The 19,903-nt window shown below is 65.8% G+C and carries 20 protein-coding genes; 8 read left to right on the forward strand and 12 right to left on the reverse strand.

Annotated features, from left to right (window positions below; genetic code table 11):
- Nucleotides 1-25 precede the first annotated feature (25 nt).
- The 3 genes from ABIR74_RS00270 to ABIR74_RS00280 are packed head-to-tail and all read right to left on the reverse strand — an operon-like array spanning nt 26 to nt 1,831.
- Nucleotides 26-316, reverse strand: coding sequence for a hypothetical protein (locus ABIR74_RS00270; RefSeq protein WP_348174608.1), 291 nt, complete (start codon nt 314-316; stop codon nt 26-28).
- A complete protein-coding gene (locus ABIR74_RS00275) occupies nt 313-858 on the reverse strand; it encodes a hypothetical protein (protein WP_348174609.1) in 546 nt (181 codons plus the stop codon). Before ABIR74_RS00275 ends, ABIR74_RS00270 begins: the two co-directional genes overlap by 4 nt.
- Before the next feature lie 4 nt (nt 859-862).
- Nucleotides 863-1,831, reverse strand: a complete 969-nt coding sequence (locus tag ABIR74_RS00280; RefSeq protein ID WP_348174610.1) for an NAD(P)H-quinone oxidoreductase — start codon at nt 1,829-1,831, stop codon at nt 863-865.
- Nucleotides 1,832-1,934: 103 nt separating this feature from the next.
- Here ABIR74_RS00280 and ABIR74_RS00285 point away from each other — a divergent pair, with 103 nt between their 5' ends.
- Entirely contained in the window at nt 1,935-2,903 is a 969-nt protein-coding gene (locus tag ABIR74_RS00285; protein ID WP_348174611.1) for a zinc-binding dehydrogenase, read from the forward strand.
- Between the two features lie 41 nt (nt 2,904-2,944).
- Complete coding sequence (locus tag ABIR74_RS00290) at nt 2,945-3,859, forward strand: NAD(P)-dependent oxidoreductase (RefSeq protein ID WP_348174612.1); 915 nt, start codon at nt 2,945-2,947, stop codon at nt 3,857-3,859.
- 3 nt (nt 3,860-3,862) lie between these two features.
- On the opposite strand, the gene ABIR74_RS00295 is transcribed toward ABIR74_RS00290, so the two are convergent.
- The 3 genes from ABIR74_RS00295 to ABIR74_RS00305 form a co-directional block, all read right to left on the reverse strand.
- Entirely contained in the window at nt 3,863-5,050 is a 1,188-nt protein-coding gene (locus ABIR74_RS00295) for a mandelate racemase/muconate lactonizing enzyme family protein (RefSeq protein ID WP_348174613.1), read from the reverse strand.
- A gap of 383 nt (nt 5,051-5,433) precedes the next feature.
- Complete coding sequence (locus ABIR74_RS00300; protein WP_348174614.1) at nt 5,434-6,417, reverse strand: LLM class flavin-dependent oxidoreductase; 984 nt, start codon at nt 6,415-6,417, stop codon at nt 5,434-5,436.
- A gap of 4 nt (nt 6,418-6,421) precedes the next feature.
- Nucleotides 6,422-7,459 (reverse strand): NAD(P)-dependent oxidoreductase, encoded by a 1,038-nt coding sequence (locus ABIR74_RS00305; protein ID WP_348174615.1) that lies wholly within the window; start codon nt 7,457-7,459, stop codon nt 6,422-6,424.
- A gap of 313 nt (nt 7,460-7,772) precedes the next feature.
- Between ABIR74_RS00305 and ABIR74_RS00310 the strand changes: the two genes are divergently transcribed.
- The 3 genes from ABIR74_RS00310 (at nt 7,773) to ABIR74_RS00320 (ending at nt 9,754) form a co-directional block, all read left to right on the forward strand.
- Complete coding sequence (locus ABIR74_RS00310; RefSeq protein WP_348174616.1) at nt 7,773-8,846, forward strand: amidohydrolase family protein; 1,074 nt, start codon at nt 7,773-7,775, stop codon at nt 8,844-8,846.
- Nucleotides 8,843-9,196, forward strand: coding sequence for a Rieske (2Fe-2S) protein (locus tag ABIR74_RS00315; RefSeq protein ID WP_348174617.1), 354 nt, complete (start codon nt 8,843-8,845; stop codon nt 9,194-9,196). Before ABIR74_RS00310 ends, ABIR74_RS00315 begins: the two co-directional genes overlap by 4 nt.
- A gap of 69 nt (nt 9,197-9,265) precedes the next feature.
- Entirely contained in the window at nt 9,266-9,754 is a 489-nt protein-coding gene (locus tag ABIR74_RS00320; RefSeq protein WP_348174618.1) for a nucleoside deaminase, read from the forward strand.
- On the opposite strand, the gene hydA is transcribed toward ABIR74_RS00320, so the two are convergent.
- From hydA to ABIR74_RS00350, 6 genes are read right to left on the reverse strand one after another with little or no spacing between them, the layout of a single operon-like run.
- Nucleotides 9,736-11,094, reverse strand: a complete 1,359-nt coding sequence (hydA, locus tag ABIR74_RS00325; protein WP_348174619.1) for a dihydropyrimidinase — start codon at nt 11,092-11,094, stop codon at nt 9,736-9,738. The genes ABIR74_RS00320 and hydA overlap by 19 nt on opposite strands.
- Nucleotides 11,095-11,131: 37 nt before the next feature.
- Nucleotides 11,132-11,887 carry an SDR family oxidoreductase gene (locus tag ABIR74_RS00330; RefSeq protein WP_348174620.1) on the reverse strand — a complete coding sequence of 252 codons (756 nt, stop codon included), beginning with the start codon at nt 11,885-11,887 and terminating at the stop codon, nt 11,132-11,134.
- A complete protein-coding gene (locus ABIR74_RS00335) occupies nt 11,884-12,891 on the reverse strand; it encodes a Gfo/Idh/MocA family oxidoreductase (RefSeq protein ID WP_348174621.1) in 1,008 nt (335 codons plus the stop codon). Before ABIR74_RS00335 ends, ABIR74_RS00330 begins: the two co-directional genes overlap by 4 nt.
- Nucleotides 12,892-12,895: 4 nt before the next feature.
- The gene (locus tag ABIR74_RS00340; protein ID WP_348174622.1) at nt 12,896-13,696 is read right to left on the reverse strand and encodes a glucose 1-dehydrogenase; all 801 of its coding nucleotides are present in this window, start codon (nt 13,694-13,696) and stop codon (nt 12,896-12,898) included.
- The gene (locus ABIR74_RS00345; protein WP_348174623.1) at nt 13,693-14,625 is read right to left on the reverse strand and encodes a polysaccharide deacetylase; all 933 of its coding nucleotides are present in this window, start codon (nt 14,623-14,625) and stop codon (nt 13,693-13,695) included. Before ABIR74_RS00345 ends, ABIR74_RS00340 begins: the two co-directional genes overlap by 4 nt.
- The gene (locus ABIR74_RS00350; RefSeq protein WP_348174624.1) at nt 14,622-15,401 is read right to left on the reverse strand and encodes a GntR family transcriptional regulator; all 780 of its coding nucleotides are present in this window, start codon (nt 15,399-15,401) and stop codon (nt 14,622-14,624) included. The genes ABIR74_RS00345 and ABIR74_RS00350 overlap by 4 nt, the downstream gene beginning before the upstream one ends.
- 107 nt (nt 15,402-15,508) lie before the next feature.
- Here ABIR74_RS00350 and ABIR74_RS00355 point away from each other — a divergent pair, with 107 nt between their 5' ends.
- From ABIR74_RS00355 to ABIR74_RS00365, 3 genes are all read left to right on the forward strand, one after another.
- Nucleotides 15,509-16,753 (forward strand): MFS transporter, encoded by a 1,245-nt coding sequence (locus ABIR74_RS00355; protein WP_348174625.1) that lies wholly within the window; start codon nt 15,509-15,511, stop codon nt 16,751-16,753.
- Between the two features lie 431 nt (nt 16,754-17,184).
- Entirely contained in the window at nt 17,185-18,873 is a 1,689-nt protein-coding gene (locus ABIR74_RS00360; protein WP_348174626.1) for an ABC transporter substrate-binding protein, read from the forward strand.
- 75 nt (nt 18,874-18,948) lie between these two features.
- Nucleotides 18,949-19,902 (forward strand): ABC transporter permease, encoded by a 954-nt coding sequence (locus tag ABIR74_RS00365; protein WP_348174735.1) that lies wholly within the window; start codon nt 18,949-18,951, stop codon nt 19,900-19,902.
- Nucleotide 19,903 lies beyond the last annotated feature (1 nt).

The raw sequence follows: 19,903 nt of genomic DNA on the forward strand, positions 1-19,903 counted from the left end.
GCACCGAATAGCGTGACGGCCTGATCTATGCGGAGCGGCGCGCGAGCGGTTCGAGCCCGAGCCGCACCAACACGGCATCGAGCTCGGCGCACCACGCGCCGGTGTCCGCGAGCACGACCTCGTAGCCGTTCCGCCGGTATTCGGTCACCTGCTCGGCGAGCTGACCCACCGCTTCGGCGGCGGTCGACGGCGCGAGAGTTGCAGGCGGAAGCTGCATCAGCCCGTAGCCTGCAGCTCGGAGCTCCGGCAACAGCTCGGCGAACCGTGCCTCGGGAACGACGGCGACCTTCTCCGATCGAGGATCCGCTGCAGTCATGCGTTTTCGAGCAGCTCGACGAGGCGAGCGTGCTCCTCGGCCGGGTCGTAGTCCGGAAACCAGTGGCGAATGCCCGTTCGTCGTGGCATCGGCAGGTCGCGGCTCTCGAGCTCGGCTCGCAGCTCTTCGAGGAAGATTCCTTCCCCGTCGACCATCGTTGTGTCGTCGGCTCCGATGTTGGGCTCGCCTCCCCACGTCGTCGACGACGGCTGGAAGGAGACGCCCATGGTGGGGCTCGAATCGATCCCGATCATCACCACGTCATCGCCTGCCGAGACGTGTGGCTGCATCGTGGCGGCGACGGTGCGCGCCAGCCGCCGGCAGTGCTCGCGGAAGAGCGGCGTGTCTGCCTGCTCGCGCACCCACCAGAAACGCCGCACCCCGCCGAAGGCGAGCTCGGGACACGGCATCTGTCGGATCACCCAGCCGCGCTCGAGCAGGATGTCGATCACCGGCTCCCAGACGGCGGGCGTCTTCGCGCCGCCGAGCGTCTTCGCGTTCTGGTTGAGCAAGCAGTGCGCGAGGAACGCTACCTGGGCCATGCCACTACGCGTCGAAGTCGAGAAGCACCTTGCCGAGCTTGCCCGACGCCTCGAGCCGGTCGAACGCGGCACCAGCGTCCTCGGCCGGGAAGACCTGATCGACGAGGGAGACGATTCGCCCAGTGGCGAGGTGCGGTACGACCTCGCGGGCGAACGACTGAACCGCGAGAGCCTTCTCCTCGAGAGGTCGTGCCCTGAGGACCGTCCCCATCAGGCGCGCGCGACGTCCCATCAGCTTCCGTAGGTCGAGCGGCGCCTCCGTCCCGCCGCCGGTGCCGACGATGACGATCCGTCCCTTGACAGCAAGTGCGCGAAGGTCGGGGTCGAGATTAGGAGAACCGACGAGCTCGAGGATGACGTCGGCGCCGCCCTCGGCAACCGCGCGCTCGACGAGATCGTCCGGTGCGATCACGGTCGCGCCGAGCTTCGTGACGTCGTCGCGAAGAGACTCGGTCCTGACGGTTGCGAGAACGCGAGCGCCCGAGACGGCTGCGATCTGCACGGCGGCGGTTCCGACTCCGCCGTTCGCCCCGTTGACCACGAGGAGCTCGCCCGGTCGAAGCTGCGCCTGTGACATTACTGCGTCGTGAGCGGTGACGAAGGCCTCTGGAACGGCCGCAGCGGCAAGGTCGTCGAGAACGTCGGGAACGGCGGCGACGTGCCGCTCGTGGACGAGGACGCGATCGGCGAGCCCACCGCCTCCCACGATCCCGAAGACGCGGTCGCCGATCGCGAATCGACGCGCCGTCGGTCCGAAGGCAATCACGGTTCCGGAGACCTCGATCCCGGGAACGTCCGGCGGCGAGCCCGGAGGGGCGGGATAGCGACCTTCGCGCTGTGCGATGTCAGCGGGGTTTAGTCCCGCGTAGCGGACGGCGACGAGGACGTCGTCACCGGTCGGGAGCGGGTCGGCTCGCTCCACGAGATCGATAACCTCGTTTCCGCCGGCCCCGTTGAAGACAATTACACGCATTGCGTGAGCATATGCGACGGACACAACCTTGGGTCGGTACGCTCGCGCCTTCCGATGCACGCCGTCGTCGACGGCTGCGCTCTTCCCCGCGGAGGTTTCTGAATTGCTCGCAGCTGTCTGCGCCAGAATCACGCCCGACGATCCGCTGGCCGGCCTCGAGATCCGTGATGTCCCCGAGCCGACGGCTCCCGATGGCTGGGAAGTCATCGCCGTTCGCGCGGCGGCGATCAATCACCACGACCTCTTTAGTCTGCGCGGCATCGGGGTCACCAAGGATGAGGTACCGATCATCCTCGGCACCGACGCAGCCGGTGTGACGGCCGACGGGCGAGAGGTCGTCGCGCATGCAGTGCTCGGGAATCCCGAGCCGGGTGAGGACGAGACGCTCGCCGCCGACTTTCACGTCTTCTCGGAGAGAGGCGTGCCCGGATCGCTAGCAGAGCGGATGGCGGTTCCGACGCGTAACCTCCTGCCCAAGCCGGCGGGCTTCTCCTTCGTCGAGGCAGCATGCCTCCCCGTTGCCTACCTGACTGCCTATCGCATGCTCTTCAATCGCGCCGGTCTCCGACCGGGCCAGTCCGTTCTCGTCCAGGGCGCGGGAGGAGGGGTCTCGACCGCGGCCCTCCTGCTCGGCAACGCCGCCGGCCTCGTCGTCTACGTGACGAGCCGCAGCGAGGAGAAGCGGGCGAAGGCCCTCGAGCTCGGTGCAGCGGGCGCCTTTGCTCCGGGCAGTCGGCTTCCACACCGGGTCGACGCGGTGCTCGACTCGGTCGGCAAGGCGACGTGGGATCATTCGTTGAAGTCGCTTCGCACGGGCGGCACGGTGGTCGTCGCAGGAGCAACGAGCGGCCCGGACCCGTCGGCCGACCTGTCTCGAATGTTCTGGCGGCAGCTCACGGTCCGTGGATCGTCGATCGGGACGCGCGACGAGTTCCGCGAGATGTGCGCGTTCCTCGAGCAGACCGGGGTGAAGCCGCTGATCGACTCCGAGTTTGCACTCTCGGACGCCCAGGCCGCATTCACGCGCCTCCACGACGGCACTGAGTTCGGGAAGATCGTCCTCATCCCCTGACCCTGAATTGACCTGACCCTGAATTGGCGAAAGGACCCACCATGCAACGCCTCGGCTTCGTCGGGCTCGGCAATCTCGGGCGGCACCTCGCAGCGAGCCTGCTGGAAGCAGGATTCCCGCTGACCGTGAACGATCGCGACGAAGCCGCCGCCGCGTCGCTCGTCGAGGCGGGCGCCGTCTGGGCCGCGTCCCCGAAGGGAGTGGCGGCCGCCTCCGACTCCGTCTTCACCTGCCTCCCGTCCCCGAAGGTTGTCGAGGATGTTCTCTGTGGAGACGATGGAGTGCTCGAGGGGCTCTCGGCGGGAGGCACGTGGATCGACTCGAGCACGAACGACCGCCACGAGCTGCTCCGTCTTGCGGAGGTCGCGGCTGCGCTCGGCGTCCGGACGCTCGAGGCACCGGTCACCGGTGGCGTCCATCTCGCTGCGTCCGGTCAGATCACGGTCCTCGTCGGTGGCGACGCTGACGTCTTCGCCGAACACCTCCCGGCGTTCGAGGCGATCGGCGGCAAGGTCTTCTACATCGGTTCGCTGGGTAGCGCCTCCGTGATCAAGGTGATTACGAACATGCTCGCCTTTATCCATCTCGTAGCCGCCGGGGAGGCGTTGATGCTGGCGAAGCAGGGTGGTCTCGATCTCGCGCAGTCGTTCGAGGTGATCAAGGCGAGCTCGGGCACGAGCTTCGTCCACGAGACCGAGAGCCAGGTGATCCTGAACGGCAGCTACGACATCGGCTTCACGATGGACCTGGCCTGCAAGGATCTCGGCTTCGCACACGAGCTCGGCGAGGAGTTCGGCGTGCCTCTCGAGCTCGCCTCGCTCGTCCAGGACACATTCCTTCGCGCGCGCGAGGAGTATGGCGGCACCGCGTGGTCGCCAATGGTCGTCAAGCTTCTCGAGGATGCGGTGGGCGCAGACCTGCGCGCGCCCGGGTTTCCCGCTCAGATCATTGCGTAGCGGCTAGGTGGGTGGCCCGAAGACGGGCGTCAGGTGGAGCTCGTCACCGTCGTACGGGTGCGCTGCCGCAACGGCCTCGTCGAGCTCGACCCCGAGGCCGGGTGCCCTCGAAGGAATGACGTACCCGTCTTCCCACTCGATCGGCGTCTTCAGGATCTCGGCGTGGAAGCCTCCCCAGTCCCGAATCCCCTCGAGCACGAGGAAGTTCGGACTGCAGGCGCTGAGCTGGATGTTCGCAGCGCCGACGACCGGGCCGCAGTAGAGGTGAGGCGCGATCTGGGCATAGTGCGCCTCGGCCATCCCGGCGATCTTCTTTGCCTCGAGAAGGCCGCCGACTCGACCCAGGTTCAGCTGCAGGATCGCCGCGGCGCCGGTCTCGAGGACGCGTGAGAACTCGTACTTCGTGGTCAGCCGCTCACCGGTCGCGATCGGGATCGACGTCCCGCGTGCGACCTTCGCCATCTCCTCGGGGATCTCGGGTGGCGTTGGTTCCTCGAACCAGAGCGGGTCGTACTGCTCGAGGCGCTGCGCGAGACGGATCGCTCCGGCAGGCGTGAACTGGCCGTGCGTGCCGAAGAGCAGGTCGCAGCGGTCGCCGACGGCCGCGCGCACCTGCCGGACGTAGCGCTCGGAGCGCTCGAGCTCCTCGAGACCGGGCTGCCTCGGGTCGAAGGTCGAGTAGCCACCCGCCGGGTCGAACTTCAGGGCGGTGTGCCCGAGCGCCATGTACTCCGCCGCACGCTCGGCTGCGAGATCGGCGTCGAAGTAGACGTTGGTCGTATCGGCAGGCTCAGGGTAGAGGTAGGTGTACCCGCGGAGGCGCTCGTGCACGAGGCCGCCGAGGAGCTCGTAGACGGGCTTCTCGACCGCCTTGCCGACGATGTCCCAGCAGGCCATCTCGATCCCGCTCAGCACGCCGACGAGCGAGATGTCCGGACGCCCAGAGTAGCCCTGGCCGTAGACGTCGCGCCAGAGTCGCTCGATCCGGAACGGGTCGGCGCCAATCACGTGGCGGCCGCAGACGTCCTCGATCATCTGCGTCACGACGTGCGGGCCGAAGGTGGCGGTGTAGACCTCGCCGATGCCCTCGATCCCGTCGTCGGTCGTCAGCTTGAGGAAGATGAAGTACTTTCCGCCGAAGCCAGGGGACGGGTTGCCGACGACGAACGTTTCGAGTTTCGCGATCACCATCGTGGTGGGACGTTGTACCAAATAAGGAACACTCGCGACGTGACGTCGTCCGCCGCACCGTACGCGTCGAGCAACGCACCAGGCGCGCACGCCCCCCTGATCACGAGTCGCATCGGATTCGCGAACGGACGCATCGTGCATGTTGGACGGCCACGTGCTCGTTTGCCCTTTGCATCGCTGGGAGTTCGACGTGAGAAGCGGCTCGTCTCTGTTCGACAAGTCGAATCGCATTCGGATCGACCCGACGGAGGGCGTGGGTGGGCGGGTGCACGTTCGATTGCGCGCCAGCCGAGAGGCCGGTCGCGCCTCGCGGAGTCAGCCGACGGCGAGCCGGATACCAGGAGTCGGCCCGCGGGTTCGCTACTTGCTGATCCGCCGTGCCTCTAACCGGCTCGGATGACGCGCATTACCTCTTCGGCGAAGAGTGTCATCGACGACAGCACGAGTTCGTGCGCGAGGCCGCCTTGCGCCGTCGCCGCAACGAAATGCCCGAGGCCGGCCCTGGCGTCGAGCGCCCGCAGGAATGAGATTGCTTCCGTCGGGTCGGTCACGACTCGTGTGCCCAGGGCGTCGGCGCGGTCGGCGAACGCCGCTGGCGTTGCTGCGGTAGGCGGGCGGCGTCCCGCCGCGGACATCAGCTGGTGCATCCTGAAGGCGGACTCGAGGAAGTCTGAGCGAGCCTGGGCCCGCGTCGGTGCGATGTAGGTGTCGAAGGTCGAAAGCGGAAACTCCATGCGCGCAGGCTCGTGACCGCGTGCCTCGAGCATCGCGCGCATCGCGCGCATGTTTCGCGTGTAGTCGGCCAAATCGCCTCCGGCGGGCGACGTCGCGATCCGGAGGCCATGCCCGGCAGCCCGCTCGGCTGATTCGAGGCTGTTTGCAGCGACCCAGATCGGGACCGGAGACTGTAGGGGCTGCGGAAACGTCGTCAGCCCCTCGGGCTGCGGGCCGTCCCCCCACAGACCACGGAGTGTCTCGAGGCTCTCCCAGAACGTCGCTCGGCTCGTGTCGGGATCGACGCCGTGCAACGCGAGCTCGGAAGCGAGATTCCCGCGGCCGACGCCGAGCTCAAGGCGTCCGCCGCTCAGGACGTCGACGAGCGCGTAGCTTTCGGCGATGTGGATCGGTCGGTGATACGGCAAGATTGCCGCCATCGAGCCGAGGCGCACTCGGCTCGTCTTCATCGCGATCGCGGCGAGAAGCACGGCTGGCGACCCGATGACACCGAACGCAGAGTGGTGCTCGGTGACCCAGACCGAGTCGTAGCCCAGTTCGTCGGCGGCGATAGCCTGCTCGAGCAGTTCGGTGAAGTCCCGCGTGTAGTCGCCGCTCACGTTCGGTGCGATCAGGAGGATTCCGAACTTCATCGGGTCAGACCTGCGCGACAGCCGGGCAGCGCGTCGGCGCGTCGCCGAACACCCAGGCGTAGTACGACGCGAGCTGCTCGGCCAGTGGGCGCGGCTCCCACTCGAACTCGCTGCGCATGCGTTCGATGTCGTAGGCGTTCCAGCGTGCGCGTCGCAGGGTCGGATCATGGTCGATGTCGGCGCTCTCTCCGTCGGCTACCACCGCACGCCGGAGAGACGGGTGTACGGCGGCCACCAGGTCGAGCAGGTCCGAAATGCTCGTCAGCTCGCCGGCGGCGATGTTGTAGCACGCCTGCCGAGGGGCGACCGCGCCGAGGAGTGAGCAAAGCGCATGCGCGATGTCTTCGGAACTCAGGAAGTCGCCGACCGCCGACAGCGAGCGTCGCGTAACTGTGACCGGCCGGTCTTCGATAATCGCCCTTGCGATCGCGTAGGGCGGCGACATGAGGGACCGGCTCGACGTGGTTCGCTCCATCGGGCCGAAAACCCAGCTCAGGCGTACCGCGCGCACGTCGAGGCCGAAGAGGACGCCATAACGGCACGCGATCAGTTCGGATGTGTACTTGGAGATCGCATAGAGCTCCGGTGGATTGAACGGGCCCGTCTCCGGTTGGGGTGCCTCGGGGCTGTCCGCCGTCGCATCGCCGTACACGCCACCGCTGCTGAGGTAGAGAAAACGTTCGAGCGAGGGGAGCCGTCGCGCCCACTCGAGAACGTTCGTGGTACCGACGATGTTCACGTCGACAAACCGTGTCGGGTCGTCGATCTCCCATTGCGGCACGTGCGCGACCATGGCGGCGTGTGCCACGTGTGTGATCAGTTCCTTTCCGGGCACGTCGGAGAGTGACCGAGGGCTCGTGATGTCACCCAGGTGCACCGTGACACGGTCGGCGAACGGGGCGAACAGCGCGTGCGCGAGGGCGTCGGCGGAGCGGTCGAACACGATGACGCGGGTGTCGGTGTCGTTCTCGAGCAGCCGCCTGACGAGATTGCTCCCGACGAAGCCTGCGCCTCCCGTGACGAGCACGACGGCTTGCTTCATGTCGGGTGCCTTCGAGCGCCCGAGCCAGGCCCGCGATACTCGGGCGAGAGCATGCCTCGGATGAGTTGCAGACCGCCGCTCGCGTCGGTCTCGACGGCTGCCCACAGCGTGCCCGTTCGCTCAGAGACTTGGGTTTTGAGGGCTCCGGTCGCCGCGACAGAGAGGGTTGACCCGTCGAAGGCATCGGTCGTAGCGTATGCGCCTAGTTCGATGTTCGCTCCTTGGTCATGCCGCCGGAGAGGGACGTTATCATGGCGACCCTTACATCATATCTGGTATATGCTCCACCAGATATCTGGTATATGCTCAACAAGTGATCGATTGTGACATTCACCATGTGATCGCGGATCAGGCCGACTTCCTGTCGTATATGGATCCGGCTCAGCGCGAGTGGTTCCAGACTCGCGGGGATCTCGGTCTGCCGGGATACCCCTGGAGTCACCCCTTCGGTTTTGCGAATGACGAGGGTCTCCTAGAGCCCGGTTATGCGCCTGGCGCGTTGGAGCGGATCTCGCGGGAGGCACTCGACGCGTATGGCGCCGACGTCGGGATCCTCCACGCGAACGATGCATCGACGGTATCCCTGATGGCCAGCCCCTATCGTGCCGCGGCCTTTGCGCGTGCGCACAACGACTGGGTGCGCGAGCAGTGGCTCGACGGTGAGCCGCGCCTGCGGGGATCGATCCTCTGCCCGGCTCAGGATCCATTGGCCGCTGCGCGAGAGATCCAGCGAGCTGCGGCGACGGATGACCGCTTTGTGGAGGTGCTGCTCTGCGCGGGATCCGAACGCCCCTACGGTGAGCCGCGCTATCTGCCGATCTTCGAGGCGGCGGCCGAGTGTGGGCTGCAGGTCGCTATCCACACGAGCGGCGAGGGCATGGGAATCGCCGCTCCCGGGGGTGGAGCCGGGGCGCACACGTTCTACATCGAGTGGCACACGGTCGGCTCCGCGACCAGCGTGATGTCGCATCTCGTGTCGCTCATCTGCAACGGCATCTTCGAGCGCCTGCCGACCCTGAAAGTCATGCTGCTCGAGGGCGGCGTCGCCTGGCTCCCAGGCCTCCTGTGGCGCCTGGACACGAACTGGCGCGGGTTGCGGGCGGAGGTACCCTGGCTCGAGCGGCGGCCGAGCGAGATCATGCGCGATCATGTGCGCTTTTCGACCCAGCCACTCGAGCATACGGACGGCCACGATTCGTTGCTCTTCGAGATGCTCGAGGCTGCAGGGGCTCCAGACATTCTCTGCTTCGCGTCCGATTATCCGCATTGGGACTGGGACGATCCGAAGTTTGTCATCAACAGGTTGCCCAAGGCGTGGCGCGCCAAGGTCATGCACGAGAACGCCGCGGCCTTCTACGGGGACAAGCTGGGGCTCGTCACAGCATGAGGGAGTGGCACGACGTCGCCTCTCTCGAGCACGTGATACGCGACGGAAGAGCCATCGTCCGTGTCGGCGGACGTGAGATCGGAGTTCTCGTCGACCCGAGCGACGGGAGCCTCAAGGCGCTCCGTAATCGGTGCCCGCATGTCGGGTCTCCTCTCTGTCGGGGAACGCTGAGGACGCGGGAGAGCGGCACGCCCGGTGCGTACTCCCTTGAGGAGGGGAAGGTGCTCCGTTGCCCCCACCATGGCTGGGAGTTCGACCTCGTCTCAGGTGTCTGCCTCGACGATCCCGGCATGCGCGTGGCCGTCTACGAAGTGAAGGTTCTCGGAGGCCGCGTGCATGTGTTGGCCTAGCCTGTACCCACCGTTTGGCGGGATCAAGCACATTGGTGGATTCGGGCTACGATCGAAAGCACCCCTCGGTTGACGGGGTCGCCTCGCGAAAAAGTCTGGCTTACCCGTGCGATCGCACTCGCCGTGGAGAACGCGGAGACCGGCGGACGTCCGTTCGGTGCCATTGTCGCACTCGGCGGAGAGATCGTTGGGGAGGGGGTCAACCGATATGTCGCTGACGACGATCCGACGGCGCACGCGGAGGTTGTCGCGTTGCGAAACGCGGCGCGCGCGCTCGGGAGCCCGGATCTGTCCGGAGCGACGTTGGTTGCAAGCACCGAGCCGTGCCCGATGTGTCAGGCGGCCGCTCTGCTCGCGGGCGTCGTGCGGATTGTCTTCGCCACCACTGAGCTCGAGGCGGCAGGGCGGGGATACGATGCGCGGGAGCTCCTGGCCGATCTCAACCGTCCGATGTCGGAGCGGAAGGTGATGGCCGTCCGCCGACTCCCGATCGACAGTGAGGCACTCCCGTACGAGGCGGCGGCGCGGGCCGCTACCGATCAGAGCGGACCGGGATAGCCGCGCGGAGCGAGTCGTCCGCGTCCCGGCGCCGCCATGAGCGTTCGATCTTCTATGAGCACTTCACCACGGCTGATCGTCGTCACGGGCAGTCCCTGGACGGTGATCCCGTCGTACGTCGAATAGTCGATGTCGGAATGGAGAACCTCGTGTGACAGCGTGAGCTTCGCTTCGGGGTCGAAGACGACGAGATCGGCGTCGTACCCGATGTCCACGCGCCCCTTCGTCGGGAGACCGCAGACGACTGCGGGGCGTGTGCAGCACGCATCCACCCAGCGCTGCAGGGACATCCGCCCCGCCAGGACTCCAAAGGTGTGGAAGAGCGACAGGCGTGTCTCGATCCCGCTCGTTCCAGGCGGTGTGTAGAGCTGTCCGTCGGGACCGGAGACGCGACGTCGTGGCCCGTGATCCGTCGAGATCACGTCCAATGTCCCGTCGGCGAGCGCAGCCCACAGCGCCTCCTGGTGCGCGGGCGTCCGGAGGGGCGGGCTAAACCTGAGAGCCGTGCCGCTGACCGGGTCATAGATGTCTGCGTCGCTGAGCAGGACGTACTGCGTGCAGACTTCGCCGTAAACCTCCTGGCCGCGGGCGCGTGCGGCACGGACTTCTCTGAGCGCCTCGGAGGCAGTCATGTGAAAGATCAGCAACCGTACGCCGGCAATCTGGGCGAGTGCGAGTGCACGGTGGGTAGCTTCTGCTTCGAGCTCTGGCGGTCGTGCACTCAGGTGCCATTCGGGCCCGGTGCGGCCAGCGAGACGATTCTGACGCTCGAGTTCCTCGATCACCCCTCGGTGCTCGGCGTGGACGATCGCCAGCCCACCACATGAGGCTACCGCCTGCATCGCGGCGAAGATGATTTCGTCCGGTAGTGCGTAGGTCTCGTAGTTCATGAAGAACTTGAAGCTGGGAAAGCCGCGTTCAGCGATCGCCGGAATCTCGGCGACCCGCTCGAGAGACGCCTCGCGGACGTTGATGTGCACGCTGTAGTCGATCAGCGACGCCTCGGCCTCGGCGAGGCGGCTGTCGAGGCCATCGCTCAACGAGGTTCCCACTTCGACCTGCGCCTGATCGACCATCGTCGTCACGCCGCCGAAGGCTGCGGCGATCGTGCCAGTTTCGAAGGTGTCGTCGTAGACGTCGTGAGCCCGGTTCGTCCGCATGTGAACGTGACCGTCGATCGCACCAGGGAGGACGTACATTCCGGTTGCATCGATCTCGCGCGCGCCTCTGAGGCGGTCTCCGATCGCAGCGATCGTCTCGCCGCGCACTCCGACATCGGCAACGACGCTGCGGTCGGACGTGATGATCGTCCCCCCGCGCACAACGAGATCGTATGTCACTTCTGCATCATATACGACATATGGTCGAGCGGCTGCGTTAGCCAGCGGTCCAGCCGCCGTCGAGGGTCAGGACAGCGCCGTTCACGAACTCTGCCTCGAGCAGGTAGCCGATCGCCTCGGCGACCTCTGTTGTCGTGCCGGGGCGGCCGGCGAGCAGCCTTCCGTGCGTCCGCTCGTGCTCGCGCTGCGCGACGTCAGTCTGTGACTCGCTGGCGTACAACAACGGTGTCTCGATCGGTCCCGGGCACACGCAGTTGGCACGGATTCTGTCGCGGGCGTGATCGACGGCGAGGGAGCGCGTGAGGCCGATCACACCCGCTTTCGAGGCACAGTAGGCGGGGCTCGCGAGGCACCCAACAAGTCCGTACTGCGAGCTGACGTTGACGATCGAGCCACCGCCCGCTGCACGGAGCAGTGGAATGACGGCACGGCAGACGTGGAAGACTCCTGTGAGGTTCACGCCCACCGTCTGTTCCCACGCCTCGAGCGGCGTCTCCACGACATCTCCCGTGTATCCGCCGATGCCCGCGACGTTTACTGCCGCGTCGAGCCCTTCGAAGGCTGAAGCCGCGGCCCCGATTGCGGCGTTCACTTCGTCGAATGAGGCCACGTCAGCTTCGAGGCCGACAGTCGTCGCGCCACGCGACCGAAGCTCGTCGATCGTCCGACCGAGGCCCGCCCCGTTCCGATCGAGCCCGGCAATCGCCGCACCCCTCGCTGCCAGGTACTCACAGAGAGCACGGCCGATTCCCGAGCCGGCGCCGGTAACGAGGACACGGCTGCCTGCGATCATCCCGCGGTGCCCGTCAACGGCTCGACGGGAACGGTGCGGCCGCTCACGAGCGCGTGCTCGCAGGCCACGACCACCGCCAGGGTGCTCGCTGCCTCCCGCGGAGAGCAGATAACGCCCTCTGGATCTTGTCGGCGCGCTGCGTCGACGAAGCGGATCAGCCCAATTGCGAAGGGATGTTCGCCGGCAGGATCGGGGAGGACTGGCTCCCCTGAGTCGCGGCGCAGCGAGAAGACGGGGTCGAGGTCGAGCTCGTACATCGACGTTGAGCCAAAGGCCGTGAGCCGGTGACGGCTCGGATACGTCTCCGGCACCCAGAGGACATGGACGATGCCGAGGGCGCCGGATGCGAAGTGGAGCGTCATCGCCACGCCTGTCTCTGTCCCTCTGCCCAGGTCCGAAGCGTGGCCGAGCTCCTGGGCGACGAGCCTGCTCCCCGCGGTCTGGACAGAGACGATCTCGCCGCCGACCGCGCGCTGTAGATCGATGTGATGGCTGCCGCGCTCGGAGATCAAGCCGCCGGAGAGTGCGGTGTTAGAAAACCAGCTCCGTGCCTGCGTGATGCCAGTGCCCTCGCTGACGATCTGTCTCACACCCTCCCCCTCGAGAGCTGCGGCCAGTGAATCGAGAGCCGGGATTGCACGCCACTGGTACCCCACCGCGCAGACCGTGCCAGCCGCCTCTGCGGCCGCGGCGATCGAGGTTGCATCCTCCAGCGAGCGGGCGATCGGCTTCTCCAGGAAGACGGCGAGTCCTGCTTCAATTGCCTCAATTGCCGCCTCGCGGTGCGCCCCCGGCGGAGTGGCGACGACGACCGCGTCGAGTTCCTCTGCGGCGATCAACGAGCCCGCCGTCGCGTGGTGGGTCGCCCCGTATCGGGCGGCGAGCTCTTTCGCTCGCGTCACGTCCAGGTCGGCGAACCCGGCGATCGTGACCCCGTCCAGGCGGGCGAGCGTCGCACTGTGCTCGTTCGCTGCCCAGCCTGCTCCGACGATCCCTACGCGCACGTCTTTAGCTCGCGCTCCAGCCGCCGTCGACCATCAGGTTCGCTCCTGTGATGTACGTGGCTTCGTCGCTCGCGAGAAACAGCGCGGCGCGGGCGACATCGACCGGCGTTCCCAGGCGAGGCAGAGGCGTCCGAGAACGCCAGTATTCGGTCCACTCGGGCTCGTCCTCGCGCCCTCCCTTCCCCGTCGCGATCTTGCCGGGTGCGACAGCGTTGCAGATGATTCCGTCGGCGGCGTAGTCCGTGGCGATCTGACGGGTGATGTAGACGATCGCGCTCTTCGAAGTGCCGTAGGCGATGTCCCTGGGTGCCGCGATCATTCCGTGCTGCGACGAAATGTTGACAATCCGACCTCTGACTCCCTCGCGCAACTCCTGCCGCAGCATCTGCGAGACGACGGCCTTCGTCAGGAGGAAGACCCCGGTCACGTTCACGGCGAAGACCCGATTCCACTCGTCCTCGGTGGTCTCGAGGAGCGGCTTTCCGACGTACGTCGCCACGTTGTTGACGAGGATGTCGATGCGGCCGTGCTCGCGCAGCACGGAAGTGGCGAGCGCGGCTATGTCGGCCGAGACGCCCAGGTCGGCCTGCACGAACGTCGCCGTGCCGCCCGCGTCCGCGATCAATTGCTGCGTTGGGACACCGCCTTCGACCGCGTCCTGGGTCTGGTCGCCGATCACGACGGTTGCCCCCTCGGCCGCGAAGAGCCGGCAGATCTCGCGGCCGATCCCGGAGCTTCCGCCCGTCACGAGCGCGACGCGCCGAGACAGGCGGCCTGCACCGTTCCCGGCTGAGTCCTCCGTCATCCCGGAGGGTGCTGCTCGAGCCAATGCTGTGCGATGTCAAGGCGTCGCATGAAGCAGGCTCCGTCTTTATTGAGCACGTACTCGATGAAATCTCGGACGGCAGTCGCGCGGTTTGCCTGGCCGCTCCACCGCGCGTGCAGACCAACCGACATGGTCCTTCCGCCATACCCCTTGGTAGCCTCGTCGACCATGAAATCGAGCGCGAGCTTGAGGTTCTCGAAGAAGTGCCTCGGCGTGGCATACGTCGGTGCGATCAGATACCGGACATCGTTGTATACCTTGGAATACGGCACGACGAGAAACGGCTTGCCGAGAGTCGTGACGTAGTAGGGCAGTTCGTCGTTCGTCGAGTCCGAGTCGTACAGAAACCCTCCGTCCTCCACCAGCAGCTCGCGCGTGTTAACGCTCGGGAACGACCGCACGATCCATCCCTTGACGCGTTGGCCTGTCGTGCGCTCGATCGAGGCTATCGCGAGCTGCATGTACGCCTTTTCATCGTCGCGTGTCATCCGCGAGTCCTCGGTCCAGCGGTACCCGTGGCCGATGACGTCGTGGGTGCGCTCGCGGATCCAACTACAGAACTCGGGGTTTCGCTCGAGCGCAACCGCCGGGGCGTCGATCGAGACGTCGATCCCGTACTCGTCGAACATCCGCGCGAGCCGCCAGACTCCGACGCGGCTGCCGTACTCCATGTGCATCTCGGTGCCGAGGTCGCGGATCTCCGGCGGGATCTGGTACGAGTACTCGCCCCACGTGTCGTTGAACTCGTCGCCGTCGAGCAGCGAATACTCGGCCCCTTCCTCATAGTTGAGGACCAGGTTGACAGCAACGGCCGACCCGTCGGGCCATTGAGGGTCCGGTGTGGTGGGGCCGTACCCGATGAAGTCGCGGACAGGTCCCGCATGCGCCTTGAAGGGGATGGTGTTCACGGGTTGGGCTCCTGATTCGGTGGAGTGGACATCGGTTCAGCGAGTTGCTCGGACATGTCGAGCACATCGGCCAAGGCTTCGAGGATGTAGTCCTTGACGCGGAGCAGATGAGTCCGCATCTCTACTGCTGCGGCGGCGGCGTCACCTGCCTGGATAGCGGCGGCGACCGCGACATGTCCCTTGGCGCACTCGATCGACGCACCCGCGTGCGGAAGGTCGCGCGTGCGAAGTGTCGCGATAAGTCCGCATGCGTCATCGAGCAGATGCGTCAGACGGGGATTCGATGTCGTCCTCGCGATACGCTCGTGGAACACCGAGTCCCAACGGCTGAATGCGTTGCGGTCGCCCGCTTCCGCTCCCCGGAGCGATTCGGCCGCGGCCGAATCGATAGCCCTGCGCTCCGAATCGGTGGCCCGCTCTGCGGCCGCGCGGGCTGTGAACACCTCGAGCGCCTCGCGAATCTCGAAGGCATGCTCGATCGCAGAACGGGACGGGGCGATAACTCTGCCTCCGCGCCGACCGTCGTCCTCGATCAGGCCGATCTGCCTGAGCCGTAGGAGCGCCTCGCGCACGGGGGTCTTGCTCACATTCAGGTGCTTGGCCAGGCCGGCTTCGGTTACCCGTAGGCCCGGCGCGAGAGACTTGTCGAGGATCGCTGCCCTGACCTCGTCGAATACGAGGTCGACGAGATTGGACGCGCGGAGCTCGCTGAGATTCGCGTCGCGAAGATCCGCTTGTCCGCCCGGGGTCGCGACGTCTGGGTAGTTTGCGCTCACTGCCGCATCGAGCTTAGCATATCCCGTATATGATGCACGACGATCTGTTCCCGTGCAACCCATCAGCTGACTGCCATCTCGTGACACCCATCAGAAGGGCGATAGGCATGGCCTCGCTCGCTGCGGGGATCTCCTATGCCAACGTGGCCATAGGGCTGCCGCTCCTCCTCCTCGCAGAAGGGAGGACGGCCTTCTTCGCGAGCTCGCTGATCGCGCTCAACACGATCTCGATTGCCCTGGGCGCCTTGATCGCCCTCGTTCTCCGTCGGACCGAGCGCGCAGTTGCGGTCGGCCTGAGCCTGATCGCGATCGGGGGGGTGGCTCTTGCGCTCCCGCCGTCGAACGCGACAACGTCGGCCGCTGCCATGATTCAAGGTGTCGGCCATGGGCTGTTCTGGGTGGGCGTGCAAGCGGCCCTCGGGCGGCGCTCTGGTCGGCGCGGGTCGGAGCGGGCGTTCGTGTCCCAGTACTCGTTGTATGTCACTGGAACGATCGCGGGAGCTGTCATTACGGGGCTGGGTGTGGCGACGTTTCGTGCCGTTGGCGTTCACCGGTCGACGAGCATCTCCCTCACGTTCCTGCTCGGCACTGCCGCGGTGCTCACGGCCTTGCCGAGCGTGCGCCAGTGGCTTCGAGATTCGAGCGCCGCGGTATCTGCGAGGCCGCGGCTGGCGATCACGGCGGGGTTCGCGCTGCAGACGCCTGATCTCTTCCTGGTCGGCGCGATGGGGATGCTCGTGAGTCTTGCTCCGGTCGTCATGTCCGAAGTCTTCCTGCTAAGCCCGCTCGTGATCGGGTTCGTGGCGGCGTTGACCTCGTTCTCCAAGATCGCCGGCGCCTTCGTCGCCGGCCTGATCGCAGCCGCTACGGGAGCACGGCTGACGGTCGGGATCATGCTGGCGGCGAGTGCCGCGAGCTCGGCTCTCCTCGTTGGAGCGCACCAGGCTCTGCTGTACATCGTGCTGACGATCGCCGCGGTGTTCTTCGGTATCGGAGCCTGGCCCATCATCGTCGATGGCGCCCTGGCAAGGATCCAACCTCGCGATCGGGCGAAGGTCACGATTGCTTGGAACATCCGGGAGTACACGGCCATCGCCTTGACGACCGTCCTCGGTGGCTATCTCCTCGACGCGTTCACCCGCCCTGCATTCCTGCTCGTTCTTGCGGCGGTTCTGCTCGGCTGCGCCGGCATCAGCGCTTCCATCGTGCTTCGTGCGCCCACCCATCCGCCGTCGGAACTGCGCGACGCAGTCCTTGATTCGGCTCAGTCCGAGATCGGCTCAACGAGGATCCACCGCCTAGCGCGGGCGTTGCACCTCGTAGCGCCTGCGAGGCCGCTCCCCGATCGGTGAGGGCGTCGCCCCGAATCGTGATGCCTGGTGCTCTCGTCGGTACGGGACGTCGTAGCTGACCTGAGTGCCAACGCTCTAGCGAGGCGGCCGAACGCATCCACAGCTGACGGAACAGGGAAGACCTGATCGCCAATTACCACGTTGGTCGGTCGACTTCACGCGGCGGCGCCGCGGTAGTGAACGGGGCGCGTGCCGCCTGCTTGACTTTCCGGAACGAACATGACATATATCGTATCCGCTTGGATCCGCACGCGCCAACTATCCCATCTCGCACGCCCTGTTCGGCCTGCCTAACTTCCTGCAGGGCACGCGCGTCAAAGCTTGCACGGTGCATATCCGTTGCCCTGGGTCATGATGCTTGCCCACGACAATGCGTTCGGTCAGGTGTAGTGTCCCACGTCAGAAGCCCATAGGAGCGAGGGAGGATCGAGATGAACTTTGAAGAAATGCGTCGGCTCGATGAGTATCGGTTGGGTCAGGCGGGAGAGCTCGAGAACGACCTCATCGACGAATTCGCAAGCGGCGAGCTCGACCGGCGAGGGTTCCTTCAGAAGGCCACGGTGCTCGGATTGTCGATGGGGGTCGTCGGCTCCGCTCTTGCGGCCTACGATGCGCCGCTCGCGTTCGCCGCGCAGTCGCGGGGGCAGGTGGGAGGTCGCCTGCGGCTAGCCGTGCTGCCGCCGCCGGCGAAGGATCTCGAGCCGTACAAGCTGGCGGACACCGGGGGTCTCGTGACCGACGGCATCGCTGGCGAGTTCCTCAATCGCTCGACGAAGAACCTGACGGTCGTACCCGAGCTTGCCCTCAGCTGGACGCCCAACGCGACCGCGACCGTGTGGACCTACAAGCTGCGGCCCAATGTCAAGTTCCAGAGTGGCCAGTCGTTCGGTGCCGAAGATGTCGTCGCGTCGTACGAGCGGCTCGTCAGCGCCGATTCGGGTGCGCTCTCCGCCTACAAGGGTGTCCTCTCGTCCGGTGGGATCAAGGCCGTCGATAACCTCACGGTGCGGTTCACGCTCGACGCAGCCACCGCGAGCTTTCCGTACCTGACGTGCTCGTCGACCTACCAGGCCATCATCCTGCCGAAGGATTACAAGGTGGGGACGTTCGACAAGACCCAGCAGGCGACCGGTGCGTTCCGTCTCGTCTCGTACACTCCCGGAGTCGGGGCGAAGTTCGACCGGAATCCCACCTGGTGGGGCGGCAAAGCATTGCTCGACGGCGTCGATATCACCTACTACTCCGACGTTGCTGCCCAGATCTCCGCTCTGCTCGGCGGACAGGTCGACATGCTCAACGAAGTGCAGTTCGCCAACGCTCGCGCCTTGTTCAACAACTCGAACGTGCAGATCTTCGCCGTCCGGGGCGCGCAGAACAGAACCGTGGGCCTGCGCGGTAACCTCAACAACCCGCTCAAGGACCGGCGTGTGCGGCAGGCGATTGCCCTGACGATCGACCGTCCTGCGACCGTCAAGACGCTGTTCAACCGGTACGCGGACGTGGGCAACGACTCGCCGTTTGCTCCCGTTTACCCATCGACGAACAAGCGCGTCCCACAACGCACGAAGAACATCCCGCTCGCCAAGAAGCTGCTGGCACAGGCCGGGTACCCGAGGGGCTTCAAGGTTCCGTTCATCGTGCAGAAGAACGGGGAGATGCCGCAGCTCGCCCAGATCATGCAGCGGTCGGCGAAAGCTATCGGGATCAACCTTGCACTGCAGCTCCAAACCGACGCCCAGTTCTTCGCCGGGACCCAGTGGTCGGCGCCCTGCAAGTACGGCAACACACCCTGGCTCAACGGCCCGATGACGCTCACCGGGTGGGGTGGACGATCGGTGCCGAACGTCTACCTCTCGTCAGAGATCAAGTCGTGCAGCGTCTGGAACGAGGCGCAGTACAAGAACAAGGCACTCGACAAGATCATCGACAGGTACTTGGGAGCGATAGCACTCTCTGATCAGCGTCGGTACGCCGGCTCGATTCAGCGGACGCTCCTCAAGGACACGCCGTTCATCTTCCCCTACTTCTTCAACTCGCTCGCGGCGGGATCGAAGAGGGTCAGGGGCTACAACCACGACGCCTCGGCGCTCGTGTACCTGAGCCGTACCTCGCTAGCCTAGAGTCAACTCGCTCCGGATGTCGGGTCGGCTTCGGCCCGACATCCGGAGCCCTGATGTTCGAACCGGGAGCGCGCGATCACCAGGTTCCTTCTCAAGCGGCTCGGCCTAGCGCTGATCACGCTCTTCCTCCTGAGTGTGATCGTCTTCGCTCTGGCTCAGCTACTCCCGGGCGATGTCGGCCGCAACGTACTCGGGCCGTTTGCATCGCAAGAACAGGTCGACCGTCTCAACGAAGCTCTGGGAGTCAACCGACCGCTCGTCGTGCAGTACTGGGACTGGATCAGCCACTTCTTACGCGGCGACCTCGGCACGTCTCTGCAATACCAGGTTCCTGTCTCGGATCTGCTCGGGCCGGCCCTCGCCAACTCGCTCAAGCTCGCCGCGGTCGCTTTCGTGTTCGTCGTACCGCTGAGCATCATCGGCGGCACGATCGCCGGGCTCAAGCGCGGCGGGATCATCGACCGGGTGATTACCGTCGGCGGGCTCTCACTGACCGCGGTACCCGAGTTCGTGACGGCGATCGTGCTCATCCTCATCTTCGGTGTCACGCTCGGGTGGCTCCCCGTCACCGCGACGGCACCCGAGGGCGCGAGCATTCCGACGCAGATCGAATACCTCCTCCTGCCGAGCTTTGCGCTCGTCGCCGTCCTGTTCGGCTACATCGCCCGGATCACACGCTCAAGCGTGATGGAGTCCGTCGACGCCGACTACACCCGCACCGCATATCTGAAGGGCTTGACCCGGCGACAGGTCGTCGGACGCCACGTCTTGCGCAACTCGTTGCTGCCTACGATCGCCGTCGTTGCGACGCAGGTCGGGTACCTGATCGGAGGGCTGCTCGTGATCGAGAAGCTCTTCAACTACAACGGCATCGGCCAGCGCATCTACACGGCTGCGGTGAACAAGGACTTCCTGATGCTGGAGAGTGGCGTCATGATCGTAGGCGTGATCTACCTCGTCGCCACGTTCGTCGCCGACATCCTCTACTCCGTCTTCAACCCGCGAATCCGGTTCCAGGCAGACGGATGAG

Origin of the sequence: Gaiella sp., assembly GCF_039915195.1 — a bacterium.
Taxonomy (GTDB): Bacteria; Actinomycetota; Thermoleophilia; order Gaiellales; family Gaiellaceae; genus Gaiella.

What these genes read in the sequence shown, in the direction of transcription:
- ABIR74_RS00355 (WP_348174625.1), top strand. Translation starts at nt 15,509, where the DNA reads ATGGCCTCGCTCGCTGCGGGGATCTCCTATGCCAACGTGGCCATAGGG.
- ABIR74_RS00315 (WP_348174617.1), top strand. Translation starts at nt 8,843, where the DNA reads ATGAGGGAGTGGCACGACGTCGCCTCTCTCGAGCACGTGATACGCGAC.
- ABIR74_RS00270 (WP_348174608.1), bottom strand. Translation starts at nt 316, where the DNA reads ATGACTGCAGCGGATCCTCGATCGGAGAAGGTCGCCGTCGTTCCCGAG.
- ABIR74_RS00295 (WP_348174613.1), bottom strand. Translation starts at nt 5,050, where the DNA reads ATGGTGATCGCGAAACTCGAAACGTTCGTCGTCGGCAACCCGTCCCCT.
- ABIR74_RS00300 (WP_348174614.1), bottom strand. Translation starts at nt 6,417, where the DNA reads ATGAAGTTCGGAATCCTCCTGATCGCACCGAACGTGAGCGGCGACTAC.
- ABIR74_RS00290 (WP_348174612.1), top strand. Translation starts at nt 2,945, where the DNA reads ATGCAACGCCTCGGCTTCGTCGGGCTCGGCAATCTCGGGCGGCACCTC.
- ABIR74_RS00280 (WP_348174610.1), bottom strand. Translation starts at nt 1,831, where the DNA reads ATGCGTGTAATTGTCTTCAACGGGGCCGGCGGAAACGAGGTTATCGAT.
- ABIR74_RS00275 (WP_348174609.1), bottom strand. Translation starts at nt 858, where the DNA reads ATGGCCCAGGTAGCGTTCCTCGCGCACTGCTTGCTCAACCAGAACGCG.
- ABIR74_RS00340 (WP_348174622.1), bottom strand. Translation starts at nt 13,696, where the DNA reads ATGACGGAGGACTCAGCCGGGAACGGTGCAGGCCGCCTGTCTCGGCGC.
- ABIR74_RS00305 (WP_348174615.1), bottom strand. Translation starts at nt 7,459, where the DNA reads ATGAAGCAAGCCGTCGTGCTCGTCACGGGAGGCGCAGGCTTCGTCGGG.
- ABIR74_RS00360 (WP_348174626.1), top strand. Translation starts at nt 17,185, where the DNA reads ATGAACTTTGAAGAAATGCGTCGGCTCGATGAGTATCGGTTGGGTCAG.
- ABIR74_RS00330 (WP_348174620.1), bottom strand. Translation starts at nt 11,887, where the DNA reads ATGATCGCAGGCAGCCGTGTCCTCGTTACCGGCGCCGGCTCGGGAATC.